This is a genomic window from Streptomyces gottesmaniae, assembly GCF_031845845.1.
In the GTDB taxonomy this organism is placed as follows: Bacteria; Actinomycetota; Actinomycetes; order Streptomycetales; family Streptomycetaceae; genus Streptomyces; species Streptomyces akebiae.
Map to the genome: position 1 here is coordinate 1 of NZ_JAVRFJ010000007.1, position 18,203 is coordinate 18,203.

General features: G+C 70.2%; 15 protein-coding genes. 8 read left to right on the forward strand and 7 right to left on the reverse strand.

Annotated elements, in window-relative coordinates; genetic code table 11:
* Positions 1–147 precede the first annotated feature (147 nt).
* The 3 genes from RM704_RS10020 to RM704_RS10030 all read left to right on the forward strand — a co-directional run bounded on the left by RM704_RS10020 (position 148) and on the right by RM704_RS10030 (position 2,623).
* Positions 148–1,446, forward strand: a complete 1,299-nt coding sequence (locus RM704_RS10020; RefSeq protein WP_033530540.1) for a M18 family aminopeptidase — start codon at positions 148–150, stop codon at positions 1,444–1,446.
* A gap of 134 nt (positions 1,447–1,580) precedes the next feature.
* Positions 1,581–1,817 (forward strand): DUF6458 family protein, encoded by a 237-nt coding sequence (locus RM704_RS10025; protein ID WP_033530541.1) that lies wholly within the window; start codon positions 1,581–1,583, stop codon positions 1,815–1,817.
* Positions 1,818–2,128: 311 nt separating this feature from the next.
* Entirely contained in the window at positions 2,129–2,623 is a 495-nt protein-coding gene (locus tag RM704_RS10030) for an LURP-one-related/scramblase family protein (RefSeq protein ID WP_033530542.1), read from the forward strand.
* A 21-nt stretch (positions 2,624–2,644) separates the two neighbouring features.
* Here RM704_RS10030 and RM704_RS10035 read toward each other — a convergent pair whose 3' ends face one another.
* Complete coding sequence (locus tag RM704_RS10035; protein WP_033530543.1) at positions 2,645–3,439, reverse strand: carbon-nitrogen family hydrolase; 795 nt, start codon at positions 3,437–3,439, stop codon at positions 2,645–2,647.
* Positions 3,440–3,673: 234 nt separating this feature from the next.
* Here RM704_RS10035 and RM704_RS10040 point away from each other — a divergent pair, with 234 nt between their 5' ends.
* A complete protein-coding gene (locus tag RM704_RS10040; RefSeq protein ID WP_033530544.1) occupies positions 3,674–4,498 on the forward strand; it encodes a maleylpyruvate isomerase family mycothiol-dependent enzyme in 825 nt (274 codons plus the stop codon).
* Positions 4,499–4,600: 102 nt separating this feature from the next.
* Here RM704_RS10040 and RM704_RS10045 read toward each other — a convergent pair whose 3' ends face one another.
* Together RM704_RS10045 and RM704_RS10050 are read right to left on the reverse strand one after the other, a co-directional pair.
* Positions 4,601–5,917: an MFS transporter gene (locus RM704_RS10045; RefSeq protein WP_052146352.1), complete on the reverse strand. Its 1,317-nt coding sequence runs from the start codon at positions 5,915–5,917 to the stop codon at positions 4,601–4,603.
* Positions 5,914–6,582, reverse strand: coding sequence for a GntR family transcriptional regulator (locus RM704_RS10050; protein WP_033530806.1), 669 nt, complete (start codon positions 6,580–6,582; stop codon positions 5,914–5,916). Before RM704_RS10050 ends, RM704_RS10045 begins: the two co-directional genes overlap by 4 nt.
* 322 nt (positions 6,583–6,904) lie before the next feature.
* Here RM704_RS10050 and RM704_RS10055 point away from each other — a divergent pair, with 322 nt between their 5' ends.
* A complete protein-coding gene (locus tag RM704_RS10055; protein WP_033530545.1) occupies positions 6,905–7,750 on the forward strand; it encodes a D-alanyl-D-alanine carboxypeptidase family protein in 846 nt (281 codons plus the stop codon).
* A gap of 194 nt (positions 7,751–7,944) precedes the next feature.
* Positions 7,945–8,991, forward strand: a complete 1,047-nt coding sequence (locus RM704_RS10060) for a BRO-N domain-containing protein (protein ID WP_033530546.1) — start codon at positions 7,945–7,947, stop codon at positions 8,989–8,991.
* Positions 8,992–9,067: 76 nt separating this feature from the next.
* Here RM704_RS10060 and RM704_RS10065 read toward each other — a convergent pair whose 3' ends face one another.
* From RM704_RS10065 to pdhA, 3 genes are read right to left on the reverse strand one after another with little or no spacing between them, the layout of a single operon-like run.
* Positions 9,068–10,528 carry a dihydrolipoamide acetyltransferase family protein gene (locus tag RM704_RS10065; RefSeq protein WP_033530547.1) on the reverse strand — a complete coding sequence of 487 codons (1,461 nt, stop codon included), beginning with the start codon at positions 10,526–10,528 and terminating at the stop codon, positions 9,068–9,070.
* Positions 10,529–10,539: 11 nt separating this feature from the next.
* A complete protein-coding gene (locus RM704_RS10070) occupies positions 10,540–11,568 on the reverse strand; it encodes an alpha-ketoacid dehydrogenase subunit beta (protein ID WP_052146353.1) in 1,029 nt (342 codons plus the stop codon).
* A 2-nt stretch (positions 11,569–11,570) separates the two neighbouring features.
* A complete protein-coding gene (gene pdhA, locus RM704_RS10075) occupies positions 11,571–12,788 on the reverse strand; it encodes a pyruvate dehydrogenase (acetyl-transferring) E1 component subunit alpha (protein WP_033530548.1) in 1,218 nt (405 codons plus the stop codon).
* Positions 12,789–13,367: 579 nt separating this feature from the next.
* On the opposite strand from pdhA, the gene RM704_RS10080 reads away from it, so the two are divergent.
* Positions 13,368–14,471 (forward strand): phosphotransferase, encoded by a 1,104-nt coding sequence (locus tag RM704_RS10080; RefSeq protein WP_192829804.1) that lies wholly within the window; start codon positions 13,368–13,370, stop codon positions 14,469–14,471.
* 75 nt (positions 14,472–14,546) lie between these two features.
* Here the strand turns inward: RM704_RS10080 and RM704_RS10085 are convergent, their stop codons facing one another.
* Positions 14,547–16,127, reverse strand: coding sequence for a protein kinase domain-containing protein (locus RM704_RS10085; RefSeq protein ID WP_033530550.1), 1,581 nt, complete (start codon positions 16,125–16,127; stop codon positions 14,547–14,549).
* A 390-nt stretch (positions 16,128–16,517) separates the two neighbouring features.
* Here RM704_RS10085 and RM704_RS10090 point away from each other — a divergent pair, with 390 nt between their 5' ends.
* Entirely contained in the window at positions 16,518–18,155 is a 1,638-nt protein-coding gene (locus RM704_RS10090) for a protein kinase domain-containing protein (RefSeq protein WP_033530551.1), read from the forward strand.
* The last annotated feature ends 48 nt before the right edge of the window (positions 18,156–18,203 follow it).

Genomic DNA, 18,203 nt, shown 5'->3' on the forward strand with positions numbered 1-18,203 from the left:
CCCCCGGGCCGCACCCGGGCCGCACCCGGTCGGGGGGGCGGGAGGCCCCCTGCCGGTCGTCCGGCCGCCCCTCCTCCACACGCTCACCACGAGGGCCCGCTCCCGTCCCCAGGGAGCGGGCCCTCGTACGTCGTTAAGGTGAACCCCATGCGCACACCCCCACGCTTCGATCGCGGCCACACCGACGACCTCATGACGTTTCTGGCGAGCAGCCCGACCCCGTACCACGCGGTGGCGAGCGCCGCGGAACGGCTGGAGAAGGCAGGCTTCCGGCAGGTCTCGGAGACCGACGCGTGGGACGGCTCGCTCGGCGGCCGGTACGTGCTGCGCGGGGGCGCGATCATCGCCTGGTACGTCCCGAAGGGCGCCCACCCCCACACCCCCTTCCGCATCATCGGTGCCCACACCGACTCCCCCAACCTGCGCGTGAAGCCCCGCCCCGACAGCGGCGCCCACGGCTGGCGCCAGATCGCCGTCGAGATCTACGGCGGCCCGCTGATGAACTCCTGGCTCGACCGCGACCTCGGCATCGCCGGCCGGCTCTCCCTGCGCGACGGCACCAGCCGCCTCGTCAACGTCGACAGACCCCTCCTGCGCGTCCCCCAACTCGCCATCCACCTCGACCGGACGGTCTCCTCCGAGGGCCTCAAGCTCGACAAGCAGCGTCACCTCCAGCCCGTCTGGGGCCTCGGCGACGACGTCCGCGACGGCGATCTGATCGCCTTCCTGGAGGAGGAGGCGGGTCTGCCCGCGGGCGAGGTCACCGGCTGGGACCTGATGACCCACTCCGTCGAACCGCCCGCGTACCTGGGCCGCGACAACGAACTGCTCGCCGGTCCCCGCATGGACAACCTCCTCTCCGTGCACGCCGGTACGGCCGCACTCGCCGCCGTCGCCGGCTCGGGTGACGACCTCCCCCACATCCCCGTCCTCGCCGCCTTCGACCACGAGGAGAACGGCTCCCAGTCCGACACCGGCGCGGACGGCCCGCTGCTCGGCGGCGTGCTGGAGCGCTCGGTGTTCGCGCGCGGCGGCTCCTACGAGGACCGGGCACGGGCCTTCGCCGGGACGGTCTGTCTGTCCTCCGACACCGGCCACGCCGTCCACCCCAACTACGCGGAGCGCCACGACCCGACGCACCACCCGCGCGCGGACGCCGGCCCGCTCCTGAAGGTCAACGTCAACAACCGCTATGCCACCGACGGTTCGGGGCGCGCCGTCTTCGCCGCCGCCTGTGAGAAGGCCGGGGTGCCGTACCAGACGTTCGTCTCCAACAACTCCATGCCCTGCGGCACCACCATCGGCCCCATCACCGCCGCCCGGCACGGCATCCGCACCGTCGACATCGGCGTTGCCATCCTCTCGATGCACAGCGTCCGCGAGCTGTGCGGAGCGAAGGACCCCTACCTCCTGGCGAACGCCCTCTCGGCCTTCCTGGAAGGCTGATCCCGGGCCGCCTCCGCCCCGTCCCGCCCCCAACTGCTGTTACGGACCGGCCTGTCCGGGTACCCGATGTCAACCGGTAGGACCGAACGACCGGAACGACCGGCCGACCCAACCGGACACAGGGAGGAACACTCATGGGCCTGGGCGGGTGCATCATTCTGATCGCGGTGGGGGCCATCCTCACGTTCGCCACCGACTGGGACATGCAAGGGGTCAACCTCGACCTGGTCGGCATCATCTTCATGATCGTCGGGCTCATCGGAGTCGCGACGTTCAGCAGCATCGCCAAGCGGAAGCGGGTCGTGGTGCCCCCCACGGCCCCGGTCATCGACGAGGACCGGCACCAGCGCGGCGGCTACCAGGGCTACTAGGCCGGACCCCGACCCGGGCCCGGCCCTGTCGCCCTGGTCCATCCCACCGGGGCCGGCGGCAGTCGGTCCGTCCCACACTCCGTGAGCCGGACCGGCACGCCCCGGTCCTGCTGGTCCACGCCCCCCGGGGCCCGGAAGTCCAGGTCCGACCGCAGCCTGGTCAGCTACCGCGCGACAGCAGGCGCCGGCCTCCGGCGCGGACTCGGGACCGCCGCGATCCGTCGCGCCGGTCGGCGTCGCCAGGAGGCCGCACTGCGCTCTTCGGCCTACGGACGACGTTTCGGAACGGGCGCCGGGGAACGCCTGAAGGCATGAGATACCTCGTGCGCGACCGGCTCCTCGGCATCGGTGACGACTACTGGATCGAGGACGAGCACGGCCGGAAGGCCTTCCTCGTCGACGGCAAGGCCATGCGGCTGCGGGACACCTTCGAGCTGAAGGACACCCGGGGGGAGGTGCTGATCGACATCCGCCGCAAGATGTTCGCGGTGCGCGACACGATGGTCGTCGAACGCGGCGGCGAGCCCCTCGCCACCGTCCGCCGCAAACGCCTCTCCCTGCTGCGCAACCACTTCCGGGTCTCCCTGGCCGACGGCACCGAACTCGACGTCAGCGGCAAGATCCTCGACCGTGAGTTCGTCATCGAGTACGACGGCGAACTCCTCGCGCACATCTCCCGCAGGTGGCTGCGGGTCCGCGAGACCTACGGCCTCGACGTCGTACGGGACGACGCGGACCCGGCCCTGCTGATCGCCGTGACGGTGTGCGTGATCAACCTGGCCGAGCGGGAGCGGGGCGACGACTGACGGAGCGCACGCCGCGCGGGCTCAGCGGCGCGGTGTCTCCAGCCCCAGCAGCCGGTCCTTCAGCGCCGGGAACTGCTCGCGCGTGGTCGCGACCTTCGTCGGGTCGAGGTCGACCGTGAGGACCTCCTCGCCCGGGCCCGCCTCCGCCAGGACCTCGCCCCACGGGTCGACCACGATCGAGTGGCCGGCCTGGGGGACCCCCGCGTGCGTACCGGCCGTTCCGCAGGCGAGGACGTAGGCCTGGTTCTCCACGGCACGGGCCCGCGCCAGCAGCGTCCAGTGGGAGCGTCGGCGCTCCGGCCAGCCCGCCGACAGCACGAACACCTCGGCGCCCGCGTCGACCAGGCCCCGGAACAGCTCCGGGAACCGCAGGTCGTAGCAGGTGGCGATGCCGATGGTCGTGTCCGGGAGGCGAAGCGTCACCAGCTCCGCGCCGGCGCCCATCAGCACGGCCTCGCCCTTGTCGAAGCCGAAGCGGTGGATCTTGCGGTAGGCGGCGGCGAGGTCGCCGGAGGGTGAGAAGACGAGGGAGGTGTTGTAGAGGGTTCCGTCAGGGTCCCGCTCCGGGATCGAGCCCGCGTGCAGCCAGACGCCCGTGTCGCTCGCGGCCTTGGCCATCGCCTCGTACGTCGGCCCTTCCAGGGGTTCGGCCGCCTCGGCGAAGGATTCGAACGCGAAGGCGCCGGTGGTCCAGAGCTCCGGGAGGACGACGAGATCGGCGTCGTCCTGGCCCCGTACCAGCGCGGCCACCCGCCGCCTGCGCGAATCGATCGATTCGTCCTCGTCTACGCCGATCTGGATGAGCGAGGCGCGCACAGTACCACCGTCCTGGCATTCGAGCCGTCCACACCGGCCTACGATCGTCACACGAAAGCACTGCCGGGGTGCCTCACAGCAGCGTAACTTAACGTTTCACAGCACCCACTGACAGCCGCCGACGACCTACTCAACGCCGTCAACGCCGACGCCCCCAACTGAAGACCACCACCCACGTAGCCGACACGTACCGACCGTACTGACACGTACCGACCGCCCGAGGGGTCCCGTTCCGTGAGTCTGCATCCCACTCTTCAGCCCTACGCCGACGCCTGGACCCACTCCGTGGACGCGATATCCGAGCTGGTGTCGCCGCTCGTGGAGGGCGAGTGGAACCGCCGGACACCCTGCCCGGGGTGGTCGGTGCGCGATGTGGTCTCCCATGTCATCGGCCTGGACTGCGAGATGCTCGGCGACCCTCGGCCGATCCACACCCTGCCGCGCGACCTGTACCACGTACGGACCGAACACCAGCGCTACATGGAGATGCAGGTCGACGCCCGCCGTCACCACACCGCGCCGGAGATGACCTCCGAGCTGGAGTACACGATCATCCGGCGCAACCGCCAGCTGCGGAACGAGTCGAGGGATCCGAGCCACAAGGTGCGGGGCCCGCTCGGCACGGAGCTGACCCTCGAACAGGCCATGCGGAACCGCGCGTTCGACGTCTGGGTCCACGAGCAGGACCTGCGCGCCGCGCTGGGGCAGCCGGGGAACCTGGACTCGCCGGGCGCGCACGTCGTCCGTGACGAGCTGCTGTCCGTGCTGCCGAAGGTCGTCGCGGAGGACGCGCAGGCGCCGCGCAGTTCGGCCGTCGTCTTCGACGTGCACGGCCCGGTGGAGTTCATCCGCACCGTCCGCGTGGACATCCAGGGACGCGGCACGCTGGAGACCGCTCCCGCCCTCGGCCCCGCCGCCACCCTCACGCTCGACTGGGAGACCTACGTCCGCCTCGCCTGCGGCCGCGTCACCGCCGACCTCGTCGCCGACCGCATCAAGGCCGAGGGCGACCCCCACCTGATCGCGGCGATCCTGCGCGCGTTCGCGGTGACCGTCTAGCGCCGCGGCAGGCGACGTTTGCGCGACGGGCGAACGTCGCCCGCCGCGGCACTAGCCGCCGGGCCACGGGGCCCCCGACGCCCCGGCCATCACCTCAGGGCCCTACGCCGGTACGTGCACCGTCTCCACCCGGCTCGCCACCAGCCGTTCCCGCTCCCGGCGGGCCGCGCGGCCACGCAGGCGGAGGATCTGACTCAGGCCCAGCGCCTGGAGGACGAAGACGGCGGAGAAGGCGATGCCGTAGTCGTCGTCGGTCAGGTCCAGGAGGACACCGACCGCGAAGAGGGTCGTCATGGAGGCGACGAAACCACCCATGTTGGTGATTCCGGAGGCGGTGCCCTGACGCTCCGGCGGGTTCGCCGGGCGGGCGAAGTCGAAACCGAGCATCGAAGCCGGACCGCAGGCACCGAGGACCGCGCAGAGCACGATCAGCAGCCACATCGGGGCGTGCTCGCCGGGGTAGAGGATCGTGGTCGCCCACACCGCCGCCGTCGTGAGGACCGTCCCGAGGGCCAGCGGCAGCCGCGCGGCGTGGTGCCGGGCGACGATCTGGCCGTACACCAGTCCGACCACCATGTTGGACAGGACGACGAGGGTGAGCAGTTCACCGGCGGTGCCCCTGCTGAGCCCCTGCGCCTGGACCAGGAACGGCAGCCCCCACAGCAGCAGGAACACCATCGCCGGGAACTGGGTGGTGAAGTGCACCCACATGCCGAGCCGGGTGCCGGGCTCCCGCCAGGACGCCGCGATCTGCCGCCGCACATACGCGGCGCCGTGGTGCGGGAACGGCTCCGGCTCGTGCCCGTCCGGGTGGTCCTTCAGGAACAGCAGGGTGAGGACCAGCACGACCAGACCGGCGACCGAGCTTCCCGCGAACGCCGCCGTCCAGCCCACCCCGTGCAGCAGCCGCGCCAGCAGCAGCGTCGAGACCAGGTTGCCCGCCATGCCGACCAGGCCCGCCATCTGCGCGACGAGCGGTCCGCGCCGGGCCGGGAACCACCGGCTGCCCAGCCGCAGCACACTGATGAACGTCATCGCGTCGCCGCAGCCCAGCAACGCCCGCGACGCCAGCGCCATGCCGTACGACGGCGACAGCGCGAAGCCGATCTGGCCGGCCGTGAACAGCACGATGCCCAGGGTCAGCACCTTCTTGGTGCCGAGCCGGTCGACCAGCAGGCCGACGGGTATCTGCATGCCCGCGTAGACCAGCAGCTGGAGGATCGAGAAGGTCGACAGGGCGGAGGCGCCCACGTGGAAGCGGTCGGCGGCGTCGAGTCCGGCCACGCCCAGCGACGTACGGAAGATGACGGCGACGAAGTAGACGGAGACACCCACACCCCAGACGGCGAGGGCGCGACGGCCGCCGGGCGGATCCCCGGGCAGGGCCCCGGCGGACGACGATATGGCGGGCCGGCTCAACGGACCTCCCCCCTCGCCAGCATGGAGAACCAGCTGACGTGCCGGTGCACGAGCGCCACGGCCGCCTCCGCGTCGCCCGCGCGCAGCGCCCGGAGGATCTCCTCGTGCTCGGTGAGCGTCTTGGTGATGCGGTCGGGGTGGGCGTGCATCACGGCTACGCCCATCCGCAGCTGCCGGTCCCGGAGTTGGTCGTAGAGGCGGGAGAGGATCTCGTTCCCCCCGCTGCGGACGATCTCGGCGTGGAAACAGCGGTCGGTCACCGCGGCGCCCGCCAGGTCCCCGGCGGCCGCCTGCGCCTTCTGCCGCTCCAGCAGGCTCTCCAACCGCTCGATCAGCTGCGGGGAGGCCGGGGCCGTCTTGCGGACCGCGTGCTCCTCCACGAGCTGCCGGGTCTCCACGACATCCGCGATCTCCTGGGCGGAGACGGGCAGCACCAGGGCGCCCTTCTTCGGGTAGAGCTTGATCAGCCCTTCGACCTCCAGCCGCAGCAGGGCCTCCCGCACCGGCGTCCGGGACACACCGACCGCCTCGGCCAGCTCCCCCTCGGTGAGCAGCGTGCCGCCCTCGTAACGGCGTTCCAGAACACCCTGTTTGACGTGGGCGTAGACACGGTCGGCGGCGGGGGGCTGCTTCACGGCGGAGGCGGGAGCCGGGGCGGAGGACATGACCACAGCATAGATACAACACGTACGCATTGCCGCCCTCGTCCACGATCCGGGACGGCGCGCCCGCGCGGAAACCCGGCCCCGAACCCGCCCTGAACCCACTGTGAACCCGTCAAAAGACTGTGAGATGGACTCGAATTGATCCCCGCCTCACCCGGAGCACAACCTTTTGTGCTACTCACTTGTCACACGAGAAGCGGCCCTGCTTGCCCGCAACCGGAGCCCAAGTGGCCGCGCTCCACAGACATTTGACGCAATCGGGGTACTTGACTTGATTACCGCCATAAAGGGCGTACGTGTCCGCAGAGCCGCTGCAGTCGCCGTGACCACCGGTGCGATGATCGCGACCGGAGCGGTCACCTCCGCTCCCGCGCAGGCCGCTCCCGCGAAGCCCACGATCACCGCCAAGGGCGGGTTCGTGATGAACGCCGCCAACGGCAAGACGCTCTTCACCAAGGCCGCCGACACCAAGAGGCTCACCGCCTCCACCACGAAGGTCATGACCGCCAAGGTCGTGCTGTCGCAGGCGAACCTGAACCTCGACGCCAAGGTGACGATCAAGAAGGAGTACAGCGACTACATCGTCAACAACCAGGCCTCGTCCGCGGGGCTGATCGTCGGCGACAAGGTGACCGTCCGTCAGCTGCTGCACGGGATGATGCTGAAGTCGGGTTGCGAGGCCGCCATGGCACTCGCCGACAAGTTCGGCTCCGGCTCGACGACCTCGGCCCGCACCAAGAACTTCATCGCCAAGATGAACTCGACGGCCAAGAGCCTCGGCATGACGAACACGAAGTTCGACTCGTTCGACGGCATCAGCAAGGGCGCGAACGCCTCGACTCCGCGTGACCTCACCAAGCTCGCGCGCAACGTCATGAAGAACACGACGTTCAAGAAGATCGTGGCGACGAAGTCGTACACCGCGAAGACCATCACCAAGACCGGTGGCACTCGCAACACGACGTGGTCGAACACCAACAAGCTTCTCGGCTGGAAGGGCACCATCGGCATCAAGACCGGCTCCGGTACCCAGTCCAAGTACTGCCTCGTCTTCGCCGCGACCCGTAACGGCAAGACCATCGTGGGCACCGTCCTCACGTCGACCGACGAGACCAAGCGCATGGCGGACGTGAAGAAGCTGATGGACTACGGCTTCGCCACCCTCTAGGCAACGGGCCACTGGCCACCGGCCACTGGCCTCTCGGAGGAATGTGAAGGGGGCCACCGCTCACCGCGGTGGCCCCCTTCGCGTTTCTGGACGCAAGCCGATCAGGATTCTTTACCTCGCACCAGTGAATGTGGCTAACCCAGCTGGCATATTCGATTTCCGCCACCGTACGTTCCGCAGCGGAGGTGGTTCACATGATCGAACCCAGCAAGCACCAACCCGACCCCCGGACGCAGCACGACGCCATCGACGCCGGCGACTTCGTGTACGCGGCCACCGGAGCCCGCGTACGCCGACTCACCATGCCGGACGGGACGCACTGGTTCCCGGCGGTGGACGTCTGCAAGCAGTTGGGGCACACCAACTCGCGACAGGCTCTTGCGGATCATGTCCCCGAGAGGCACCGAGACATTCTTGAGACCGTAACTGGAGCTTACGGTCTCAGCGTTCCCGCAGGTAGAGAGTGGCGTCGAGACCTGAATCTGATCGATCTCCAGGGTCTGATCCTGCTCGTCAGCGCCTGCACCAAGGCAGAGTGCGCACCCTTCAAACAGTGGGTCGCCGAGGTGATCGAGACCATTCAGCGAGAGGGCTCCTACGCCCTGGACGAGGCGGAGGTCCAGCCCGTCGGCCCCGGCACACCCATCGCGTACGCCATGCCCGAGCAGATCGCCGAAGCCATTGTCCGGCTCGAGGAGCGCAACCTCCAGGCGGACGAGCAACTGGCAGTCGCGCAGCAGAAATCACTCGCTCTGCAGGAGCAGCTGCGGGACGCGCAACAGCACATGCTGCAAACTCAACAGCACATGCTGCAAACCCAGCAGCACATGCTGCAAACCCAGCAGCACATGGTCGAGATGCAGCGGGCCGGACTCGCCGCCCAGCAGGCCATGGCCCAGGCGATGGAGCGCATCGCCAACCGGCTCGACGCCCTCGCCGTCATGCACCCGGCGCCCGCCGCCACCGCCTTCGAGACGCACCCCACCACCGAGTCCGTGCTGGCCGACTGGCGCGAACGGTTGTCCGTGACGGCGGACGTATGGACGGTGGCCGTGGTGATCGCGCCGGTGCTCGTCGAGGAGGGTGAGCTGCGGCAGCCGCTGGAAGCGATCGCGGCCCGTACGGGACTGTCGGTGCACCGCGTGAACGAATGCCTCCGGCTGCTGCGCAAGCACGCCTGCATCCAGCCCGTGGGTGCGGCGGAGGACGGGGCGCCGGTGTACGTGCTGCACCAGCGCTGAGCGCGGGCATGGGACAGGGGCGTCGCAATCCGAAGTTGCGGCGCCCCTGTGTGCCGAGCCTACCCAGCCGGGAGTCTCACGCCCAAGTGATCAACCTTTTCGGCTGTTCCAGGATCGCCGCCACGTCCGCCAGCACCTTCGACCCCAGCTCCCCGTCCACCAGCCGGTGGTCGAAGCTCAGGGCAAGGGTCGTCACCTGGCGGGGCTTCACCTTCCCCTTGTGGACCCACGGCTGGAGCTTGATCGAGCCGACCGCGAGGATCGCGGACTCCCCGGGGTTGAGGATGGGCGTACCGGTGTCGATGCCGAAGACGCCGACGTTGGTGATGGTGACCGTGCCGCCCTGCATGGCGGCCGGGGAGGTCCGGCCCTCCTTGGCCGTCGACACCAACTCGCCCAGCGACTGAGCCAGCTCCGGCAGCGTCTTCGCGTGGGCGTCCTTGATGTTCGGGACGATCAGACCGCGCGGGGTGGCCGCGGCGATGCCCAGGTTCACGTAGTGCTTGACCACGATCTCCTGGGCGGCCTCGTCCCAGGTGGCGTTGATGTCCGGGTTGCGACGGATCGCGACCAGCAGGGCCTTGGCGATCAGGAGCAGCGGATTCACCCGCAGGCCCGCCAGCTCCTTGTCCTGCTTCAGCTCCTCGACCAGCTTCATCGTGCGGGTCACGTCGACGGTCACGAACTCCGTGACGTGCGGCGCGGTGAAGGCCGAGCCGACCATGGCCGCGGCCGTCGCTTTCCGGACACCCTTGACCGGCACACGGGTCTCGCGCGCGCCGTACGAGGCCACCGGCGCCAGGGCCGTGGTGGACGCGGCGGGTGCGACGGGGGCCGTCGGCGCCGTGGGGGCCTCCGCCGCGGGCTCGGGGGCCGCCGCCGCGTGGACGTCCTCGCGGGTGATGATGCCGTCCGGGCCGGACGGGGTGATCGTCGCCAGGTCCACCCCGAGGTCCTTGGCCAGCTTGCGGACCGGCGGCTTCGCCAGTGGACGCGCGACGGTGGCCCCGCGCTGTCCGTGTCCGTTCAGCTCGCCCTGGACGGACTGGAGGGCCGAGGCGCCGTACAGCGTGTCCTCGGCCGGCGCGGCGGCGGCCGGTACGCCCCTGCGGGGGCGACGCTTCGTGGAGGACTCGGCGACGCCGTAGCCCACGAGGACCGGCTTGCGGCCCTCGGGCTTCTTCGGCGCCCGCTCCGCCACCGGCTTCGCCGCGGGCTCCGGCTCGGCCGCCTGCCGGGCGGGCGCGGCTTCGTCGGCGGCGGCCGGGGCCGCTCCGCCCGCCACGTCCACCGCGATGATCGACGTGCCGACGTCGACCGTGGTGCCCTCGGGGAAGTGCAGTGCGCGTACGACACCGTCGTACGGGATGGGCAGTTCGACGGCGGCCTTGGCCGTCTCGACCTCGCAGACGACCTGGCCGTCGGTGACGGTGTCACCGGGCTGGACGTACCACTTGAGGATCTCGGCCTCGGTGAGTCCCTCGCCCACGTCGGGCATCTTGAACTCGCGCGGAGACGTGTCTGTCATCGTCGTCACGGACCTCTCCCTCAGTACGCCAGCGCGCGGTCGACGGCGTCGAGCACCCGGTCCAGATTGGGCAGGTACTCCTCCTCCAGCCGGGCCGGCGGATAGGGGGCGTGGTATCCGCCGACGCGGAGGACGGGGGCCTCCAGGTGGTAGAAGCACCGCTCGGTGACGCGGGCGGCGATCTCCGCGCCCGAGCCGAAGAAGACCGGGGCCTCGTGGACCACGATCAGGCGGCGCGTCCGCTCCACCGACGCCTGGATGGAGTCGAAGTCCAGCGGGGAGACCGACCGCAGGTCCAGGACCTCCAGGGCCCTGCCCTCCTCGGCCGCCGCGTCGGCGACCTCCTGGCAGAGCTTCACCATCGGGCCGTACGCGGCGAGCGTGAGGTCGGTGCCCTCGCGGACGACGCGGGCCTTGTGCAGCGGGCCGGGGATCGCCTCGGGGTTGACCTCGGCCTTGTCCCAGTAGCGCCGCTTGGGCTCGAAGAAGATCACCGGGTCGTCGCTCTGGATGGCCTGCTGCATCATCCAGTAGGCGTCCGACGCGTTCGACGGCGAGACCACCTTCAGGCCCGCCACGTGCGCGAACAGCGCCTCCGGGGACTCGGAGTGGTGCTCGACCGCGCCGATGCCCCCGCCGTAGGGGATGCGGACGACGACGGGGAGCTTGACCTTGCCCAGCGAGCGCGCGTGCATCTTGGCGAGCTGGGTGACGATCTGGTCGTACGCGGGAAAGACGAAGCCGTCGAACTGGATCTCCACCACCGGGCGGTAGCCCCGGAGGGCCATGCCGATGGCGGTGCCCACGATGCCGGACTCGGCGAGCGGGGTGTCGATCACCCGGTCCTCACCGAAGTCCTTCTGGAGGCCGTCCGTCACCCGGAACACACCGCCGAGCTTGCCGACGTCCTCGCCCATGACGAGGACCTTGGGGTCGGCTTCGAGGGCCGTGCGCAGCGATTCGTTGATCGCCTTGGCGATCGCCATGTTCTTCACAGCGGAGCGCCCGGCGCTCTGTCCTGCCGTCTGCGCGGCTGTCTGCGTGGTCATCGCTACTTGCCCTCCTCTTCGTCCACATCGGCGAACGACGCCTGGTACGCCGCGAACTGGGCGCGCTCCTCGTCCACGAGCGCGTGTCCGTCCGCGTACGCGTTCTCGAAGATGGCGAAGTGGTCCGGGTCGGGCATGGCACGCACCACTTCGCGCACTCGCCTTCCCAACGCCTCGCTCTCCGCTTCGAGTTCCGCGAAGAATTCCTCGTTCGTGTCGGTCTCGGACTCGAGGTGGCTGCGCAGACGCGCGATCGGGTCCTTGGCCTCCCAGGCCACCCGCTCGTCGTCGTGGCGGTAGCGGGTGGGGTCGTCGGAGGTGGTGTGGGCGCCCATGCGGTAGGTGTACGCCTCGACCAGGGTGGGGCCCTCGCCCCGGCGGGCGCGCTCCAGTGCCCACTTGGTGACCGCGAGACAGCCGAGGACGTCGTTGCCGTCGACGCGGACGCCCGGGAAGCCGAAGCCCTGGGCGCGCTGGTACAGCGGGACGCGGGTCTGCTTCTCCGTGGGTTCCGAGATGGCCCACTGGTTGTTCTGGCAGAAGAACACGACCGGCGCGTTGTAGACCGCGGAGAAGGTGAAGGCCTCGGCGACGTCGCCCTGGCTGGAGGCGCCGTCACCGAAATAGGCGATGACCGCCGAGTCGGCGCCGTCCTTGGCGATGCCCATGGCGTAGCCGGTGGCGTGCAGCGTCTGGGAGCCGATGACGATCGTGTAGAGGTGGAAGTTGTTGCTGTTCGGGTCCCAGCCGCCGTTGTTCACGCCGCGGAACATGCCGAGCAGATTGGTCGGGTCGACACCGCGGCACCAGGCGACGCCGTGCTCGCGGTAGGTCGGGAAGACGTAGTCGTCCTCGCGCGTGGCCCGCCCGGAGCCGATCTGGGCGGCCTCCTGGCCGAGCAGCGAGGCCCACAGGCCCAGCTCGCCCTGGCGCTGCAGGGACGTGGCCTCGGCGTCGAAGCGACGGGTCAGCACCATGTCGCGGTACAGGCCGCGCAGTTCGTCGGCGGTGATGTCCGCGACGAACGGGTCGTACTCGGCGTTCTTGACGCGTTTGCCCTCGGGCGTCAGCAGCTGAACGAGTTCGGGCTGGGCGTCGGTCGGCTTCTTGGCAGCGGCGCGCCTGGTGCCGGTGGTGCCGGCCGCCTTGCTGCCGGTGGTGCCGGTCTTGCCTGCGGCGCTGCGTCGCGGCTTGCGCGCGGCAGTGCTCTCCACGGTCACGTGTGCTCCTCCGTCGGTCCGGCCCCCGGGGTTGCCGGGTGGCCAGTGCGGCTCGCCTGATCCCGGTGCCCGTGCACGGGGTGGGTGCCCTTGGCCGGGAACAGACGTGACAGGTGCCCCGGCAAGCGCCCTGCACAAGGCACGTTACCCAGTGCGCCACATTCCTGTGAAACCCCTACTGACCTGCGATTTTCCTTGGATTTCCAACTAATTCGGTACTAGGGGGTCCAAGTAGTTTCGCGTCCGTCGGGAACAGCTGCTGGTCACAGCACTGGCTACAGCCTGGCAAGGGGGCCGGAACACCGGCACGTTATCCCGGCCACCCCGGCCACGGGAAGAGTCCGCCGGGGGCGGGCCGCGAGATCGGTGGCGCAAGTTGCTCCATCCGTGCAGCCGACGGGATCACCCCGTTCCGCCTCCGGCACGTCGATCGGCCGGCCCGCATGTCTGCCCGTCGAGCCACAGTTCGGATCTATGCACTCTGTGATCGGTAACGACTGTGTGTGACAAGCATGAGGTCAGCGGCGCGGCGCGTGCCCTAACATCTGGCGCGTGCCGCGCTCATCTGTACCACCCCCCGTGCTCCACACGCCCCCTCTGGGCCCCCTTGTGGAGCAGTACGCCGCCGGGTCCGTACTGGCCTGTGAACCCGTCGACGAGGGGCTCCTCAATCGCGGCTACCGACTTCGCACCACCCGGGGCCGGTACTTCCTCAAGCACCACTTCGACCCCGAGACCGCCGACCCGGCCGCGATCGTGCGCCAGCACCGGGCCACCCAGCGCCTCGCCGATCTGGGGGTTCCCGTCGCCCCGCCGCTGACCGGACGGGACGGCGGCACGGTGGCGGTCGTCGCCGGCCACGCCTACGCCCTGCACCCGTGGGTCGAGGGGCGCCACCGGCACGGCGGCCAGCTCACTCCCGGGCAGTGCGCCCGTCTGGGGGCGCTGCTGGGCGTCGTGCACGCCTGCCTGGAGCGGGTGATGCCGACGCAGGAGACGGGCTCGCCCGTACGGAAGCGGCTGATCCCGGCGCAACGACGGGCCCCGGAGACGCGAGGGCCTGTCGGGGCCTCTGGGGCGTCCGGGGCCTCCGGGCCTGTCGGCGCCGAGAGCGCCGATCCCGCCCGCACCTTCGCCCTCATGGACGAGCTGCTCGACCGGGTGCGCCGTCACCACCCGGCCGACCCGTTCGACGCGCTGGCCCGGCATCGACTGCTGGAGCGGCGGCGACTGCTGGAACGCCACGCGGACCGGCGGCCGCCGAGGGGTGGCTCGGTGGGGTGGGTGCACGGCGACTTCCACCCCTTCAACGTGCTCTATCGGGACGAGGTCCCGGACGTACCGGCGGCGATCCTCGACTGGGACCGGCTCGGTGTGCAGCCGCGCGCGGAGGAGGCGGTCCGGGCGGCGGTGATCTTCTTCGTACGTCCCGTCGGCGCCCTGGACCTGGCGAAAGTGCGCTCGTACGCGCGCGCGTACCGGCGTTCCGCGGGCGCCGCCCCGGCCGAGCTCGCGGCGGCCGTGCACCGCGTGTGGTGGGAGCGGCTCAACGACTTCTGGATGCTGCGCTGGCGCTACGAACGCGGCGACACCCGCGCCGACCCGCAGTTCCCCGCGGCCTCGGCGCTGGTGGTGTGGTGGACACGGGAGTACGACGCGGTGTGTGAGGCGTTCGTGGAGTGAGCCCACGCGGAGCGCGCTGCACAGCGAAGGGGGCGACCCGGGCGAGGTCCGCCCCGGTCGCCCCCTGCACCGGGGTCACCCCTCTTCGCCGCCGATGCCGCCCGGCAGGCCGCCCGCGTCTCCGCCGCCACTGCTGTCATCGGGCGACTCTTCCGGCGGGGGCGATTCCTCCCCGTCGTCCGTAGGTGTCGGCTCCTCGGTCGTCGGCTCCTCGGTCGTCGGCTCCTCCGACGGCTGGGTCTGCGTCGGCGACTGGCTGAAGCTCGGCGTCTGTGGGTACGACGGCGTGTAACCGCCGCCGTTGTCCGAGTCGGTGCTGTCGTCCGTGGGCTCCTCGGTCGCCTCCTCGCTGGGCGACTCGCTGGCGTCCTTGTCCTTGCTGGACGTCGAGGCCGACGGAGACTTCGTGGTGTCGGTGTCTCCGCCACCGGTGCCGCCTTTGTTGTTCAGCGCCAGTGCGACACCCGCCGCGATGGCGATCACCGCGAGGACGGCGAGGATCCACAGCTTGCCGCGGCCGCTGCCCCGGTTGCCGTTCCCCTCGAAGCCGCCGTCGTCCCGGCCACCGCCGCCGTACCCCGGCAGGATCGGCTGCGGGATCTGCGAGGTGCCCGATTCCCCCGGATGCGACATGACGGCCGTACCGGACATGCCGCCCGGCGGCGTGTGCCGGCCCTCGTGCATGGTGACGGGCCCGGTGTTCCAGGTGCCGGTGTGGCCGCCCTGGTCGTACAGCATCTGCAGGCCGTACTGGACGAGGCCGCGCATCTCCTCGGCCGTCTGGAACCGGTCGTCCGGGTCCTTGGCGAGGGAGCGCATGACCAGGCCGTCGAGCTCCGGCGGCGCCGCCCCCTCCGAGGTCTCGGAGGGCGGCACCGGGATGTCCTGGACGTGCTGGTAGACCACCGACAGCGGGGTCTCGCCGATGAACGGCGGCCTGAGCGCCAGGAGTTCGTAGAGCAGACAGCCCGTGGCGTACAGGTCGGAGCGGTGGTCGACGGCCTTGCCGAGCGCCTGCTCCGGGGAGAGGTACTGGGGCGTGCCCATGACCATGCCGGTCTGCGTCATCGTCGTCGACGCGCCGTGCAGGGCGCGGGCGATGCCGAAGTCCATCACCTTCACCGCGCCGTTGGTGGTGATGATGACGTTCGCCGGCTTGATGTCACGGTGCACGATGCCGTGCTGGTGCGAGTACGCGAGCGCCTCCAGCACACCGGAGACGATGATCAGCGCCTGCTCGGGGCCCGGGGCCTCGGCGTTGATCAGCAGGTCCCGAATGGTGCGGCCCTCGACCAGCTCCATGACGATGTACGGCACGGGGGTGCCGTTCACGACGTCCTCGCCGGAGTCGTAGACCGCCACGATCGAGTGGTGGTTGAGGCCGGCCACGGCCTGGGCCTCACGCGTGAAGCGGGCCTTGGACACGGGGTCCTCGGCGAGGTCGGAACGGAGCAGTTTGACCGCGACCGTCCGGCCGAGACGTACGTCCTCGGCCGCGAACACCTCGGCCATACCGCCCCGGCCGAGTCTGTGGGTCATCCGGTACCGGCCGTCGCCTACGAGCCCGCCGTTGCCCCACAACTCCGGCGCGTCCGACATGCCGCCGCCAGTCGCCTCGGGGTCGGACGGGCCCTGAGAGCGCTGCTGCTGTGCCATCAGTCCTCGCCGTCGTTTCTGCCCGCGGTCCGCGCGGTACTTGTTACGGTCTCCGTCGGCCACGCTACAGCCTTCACGCAAGTGGCCGGTCCGGGTTGGATGCGCGACGGGTTCACGACGGATTCAAGGTGGATTCAAAGGTCGATCGGCCATGAAACCCGCAGCGCGCGCACTCGTGCAAGTTCTGTGTACCGGGCGTACGCCCCCTGTAACGCTTCCGCGACGCTTCTTTCGCGTACGGTCACGGATCGGGCACCGCGCTTGACGTGTCAGTGCCCTGCGGCAGACTTGGCCGGGAATAGCACAAAGGATCACCGGAATCATCGGGGATCACCGATCGCGGGAGCCACGCCAGCTGCTTTCGCGCGCGCCGATGGGGGACGCAGGAAGATGAGCCAGGACGCCGCACAGGGCCGGTACGCGGGGCGGTCGCTAGCCGGTGGCCGCTATCAACTGCGTGACCTGCTCGGCGAGGGCGGCATGGCCTCCGTCCACCTCGCGTACGACTCGGTGCTCGACCGACAGGTCGCTATCAAGACACTCCACACCGACCTCGGCCGCGAACAGGCCTTCCGTGAGCGTTTCCGCCGTGAGGCGCAGGCCGTGGCGAAGCTCACCCACACGAACATCGTGTCGGTCTTCGACACCGGCGAGGACGATCTCGACGGCGTGACGATGCCGTACATCGTCATGGAGTACATCGAGGGCAAGCCGCTCGGATCGGTGCTCGACGCGGACGTCGCCCAGCTGGGCGCCATGCCCTCCGACAAGGCACTGAAGATCACCGCGGACGTTCTGGCGGCGCTGGAGATCAGCCACGAGATGGGCCTGGTCCACCGGGACATCAAGCCGGGCAACGTGATGATGACCAAGCGCAACGTCGTGAAGGTCATGGACTTCGGCATCGCCCGCGCCATGCAGTCCGGTGTCACGTCGATGACGCAGACCGGCATGGTCGTCGGCACCCCGCAGTACCTCTCGCCCGAGCAGGCCCTCGGCCGGGGCGTGGACGCCCGCTCCGACCTGTACTCGGTCGGCATCATGCTCTTCCAGCTGACCACCGGACGGCTGCCGTTCGAGGCGGACTCACCGCTGGCCATCGCGTACGCGCACGTCCAGGAGGAGCCGGTCGCTCCCTCCTCGATCAACCGCTCCCTGCCGCCGGCCGTCGACGCCATCATCGCCCGCGCGCTGAAGAAGAACCCGAACGAGCGGTTCCCGAGCGCGGAGGCGATGCGGGACGAGTGCCTGCGGGTCGCGGCCTCCCTCCAGCCCGTCGCGCCGAGCATCGTGCCGGGCGTGCAGACGGCCAGCGGCGCGGGGGTCTCCTCAGCGGTCTTCCCGCCGATCGACCACACGGGCGCACCGCAGTCGGGCAGCGTCCAGACGCCGTACCAGCCGCCCTCGACGGGCGGTTACGGTCCGCCGACGCCCGCCCCGTCCTACGGCTACCCGCAGCAGGGCGGCTACCAGACGCCGCCGCAGACCGCCGCGTACTCGCCACAGCAGGGCTCGGCCACCCCGCCGCCGTACAACCTGGCACCCCAGCAGTCCTCCATGTCGGCGGGGCGTTCGGGGGGCGGGAAGAGCAACAAGGGCGTCATCGTGGGCGCGGTCGCCGTGTCGGTCCTCGCGATCGGCGGTCTGATCACGGCGCTCACCCTGGGCTCGGGCACCGAGGCCGAGGGCGGCGACGACGGCGCGCCCGCGTCCTCCTCGCCGACCGTGGTCGAGGGCCACAAGGGGCCGGACACGTCGAAGGTCATCGAGTCGACCGAGTGCACGGAGCCCGTGGAGTCGTACAACGACCCCGACAAGATCGAGCTCCCGGACTTCACCTTCAAGAACATCGACTCGGTGAAGAAGTGCTTCCAGGCGGCCGGCTGGCAGTACGACGTCCAGAAGGTCGACGAGAACACGTACGGCGAGGGCACGGTCATGGAGCAGTACCCGGCGGCCTCCGACGACGTCGACCCCAAGGACATGCCCTCGATCATCCTCAAGGTCTCGACGGGCAACCCGACCTGACGCCGCCGCAGACGTAGGAAGGGCCCGGCACTCGGTGTGCCGGGCCCT

Coding starts and splice junctions, on each gene's coding strand:
- RM704_RS10020 (WP_033530540.1), top strand. CDS start 148: ATGCGCACACCCCCACGCTTCGATCGCGGCCACACCGACGACCTCATG.
- RM704_RS10025 (WP_033530541.1), top strand. CDS start 1,581: ATGGGCCTGGGCGGGTGCATCATTCTGATCGCGGTGGGGGCCATCCTC.
- RM704_RS10030 (WP_033530542.1), top strand. CDS start 2,129: ATGAGATACCTCGTGCGCGACCGGCTCCTCGGCATCGGTGACGACTAC.
- RM704_RS10050 (WP_033530806.1), bottom strand. CDS start 6,582: ATGTCCTCCGCCCCGGCTCCCGCCTCCGCCGTGAAGCAGCCCCCCGCC.
- RM704_RS10060 (WP_033530546.1), top strand. CDS start 7,945: ATGATCGAACCCAGCAAGCACCAACCCGACCCCCGGACGCAGCACGAC.
- RM704_RS10070 (WP_052146353.1), bottom strand. CDS start 11,568: ATGACCACGCAGACAGCCGCGCAGACGGCAGGACAGAGCGCCGGGCGC.
- RM704_RS10085 (WP_033530550.1), bottom strand. CDS start 16,127: ATGGCACAGCAGCAGCGCTCTCAGGGCCCGTCCGACCCCGAGGCGACT.
- RM704_RS10090 (WP_033530551.1), top strand. CDS start 16,518: ATGAGCCAGGACGCCGCACAGGGCCGGTACGCGGGGCGGTCGCTAGCC.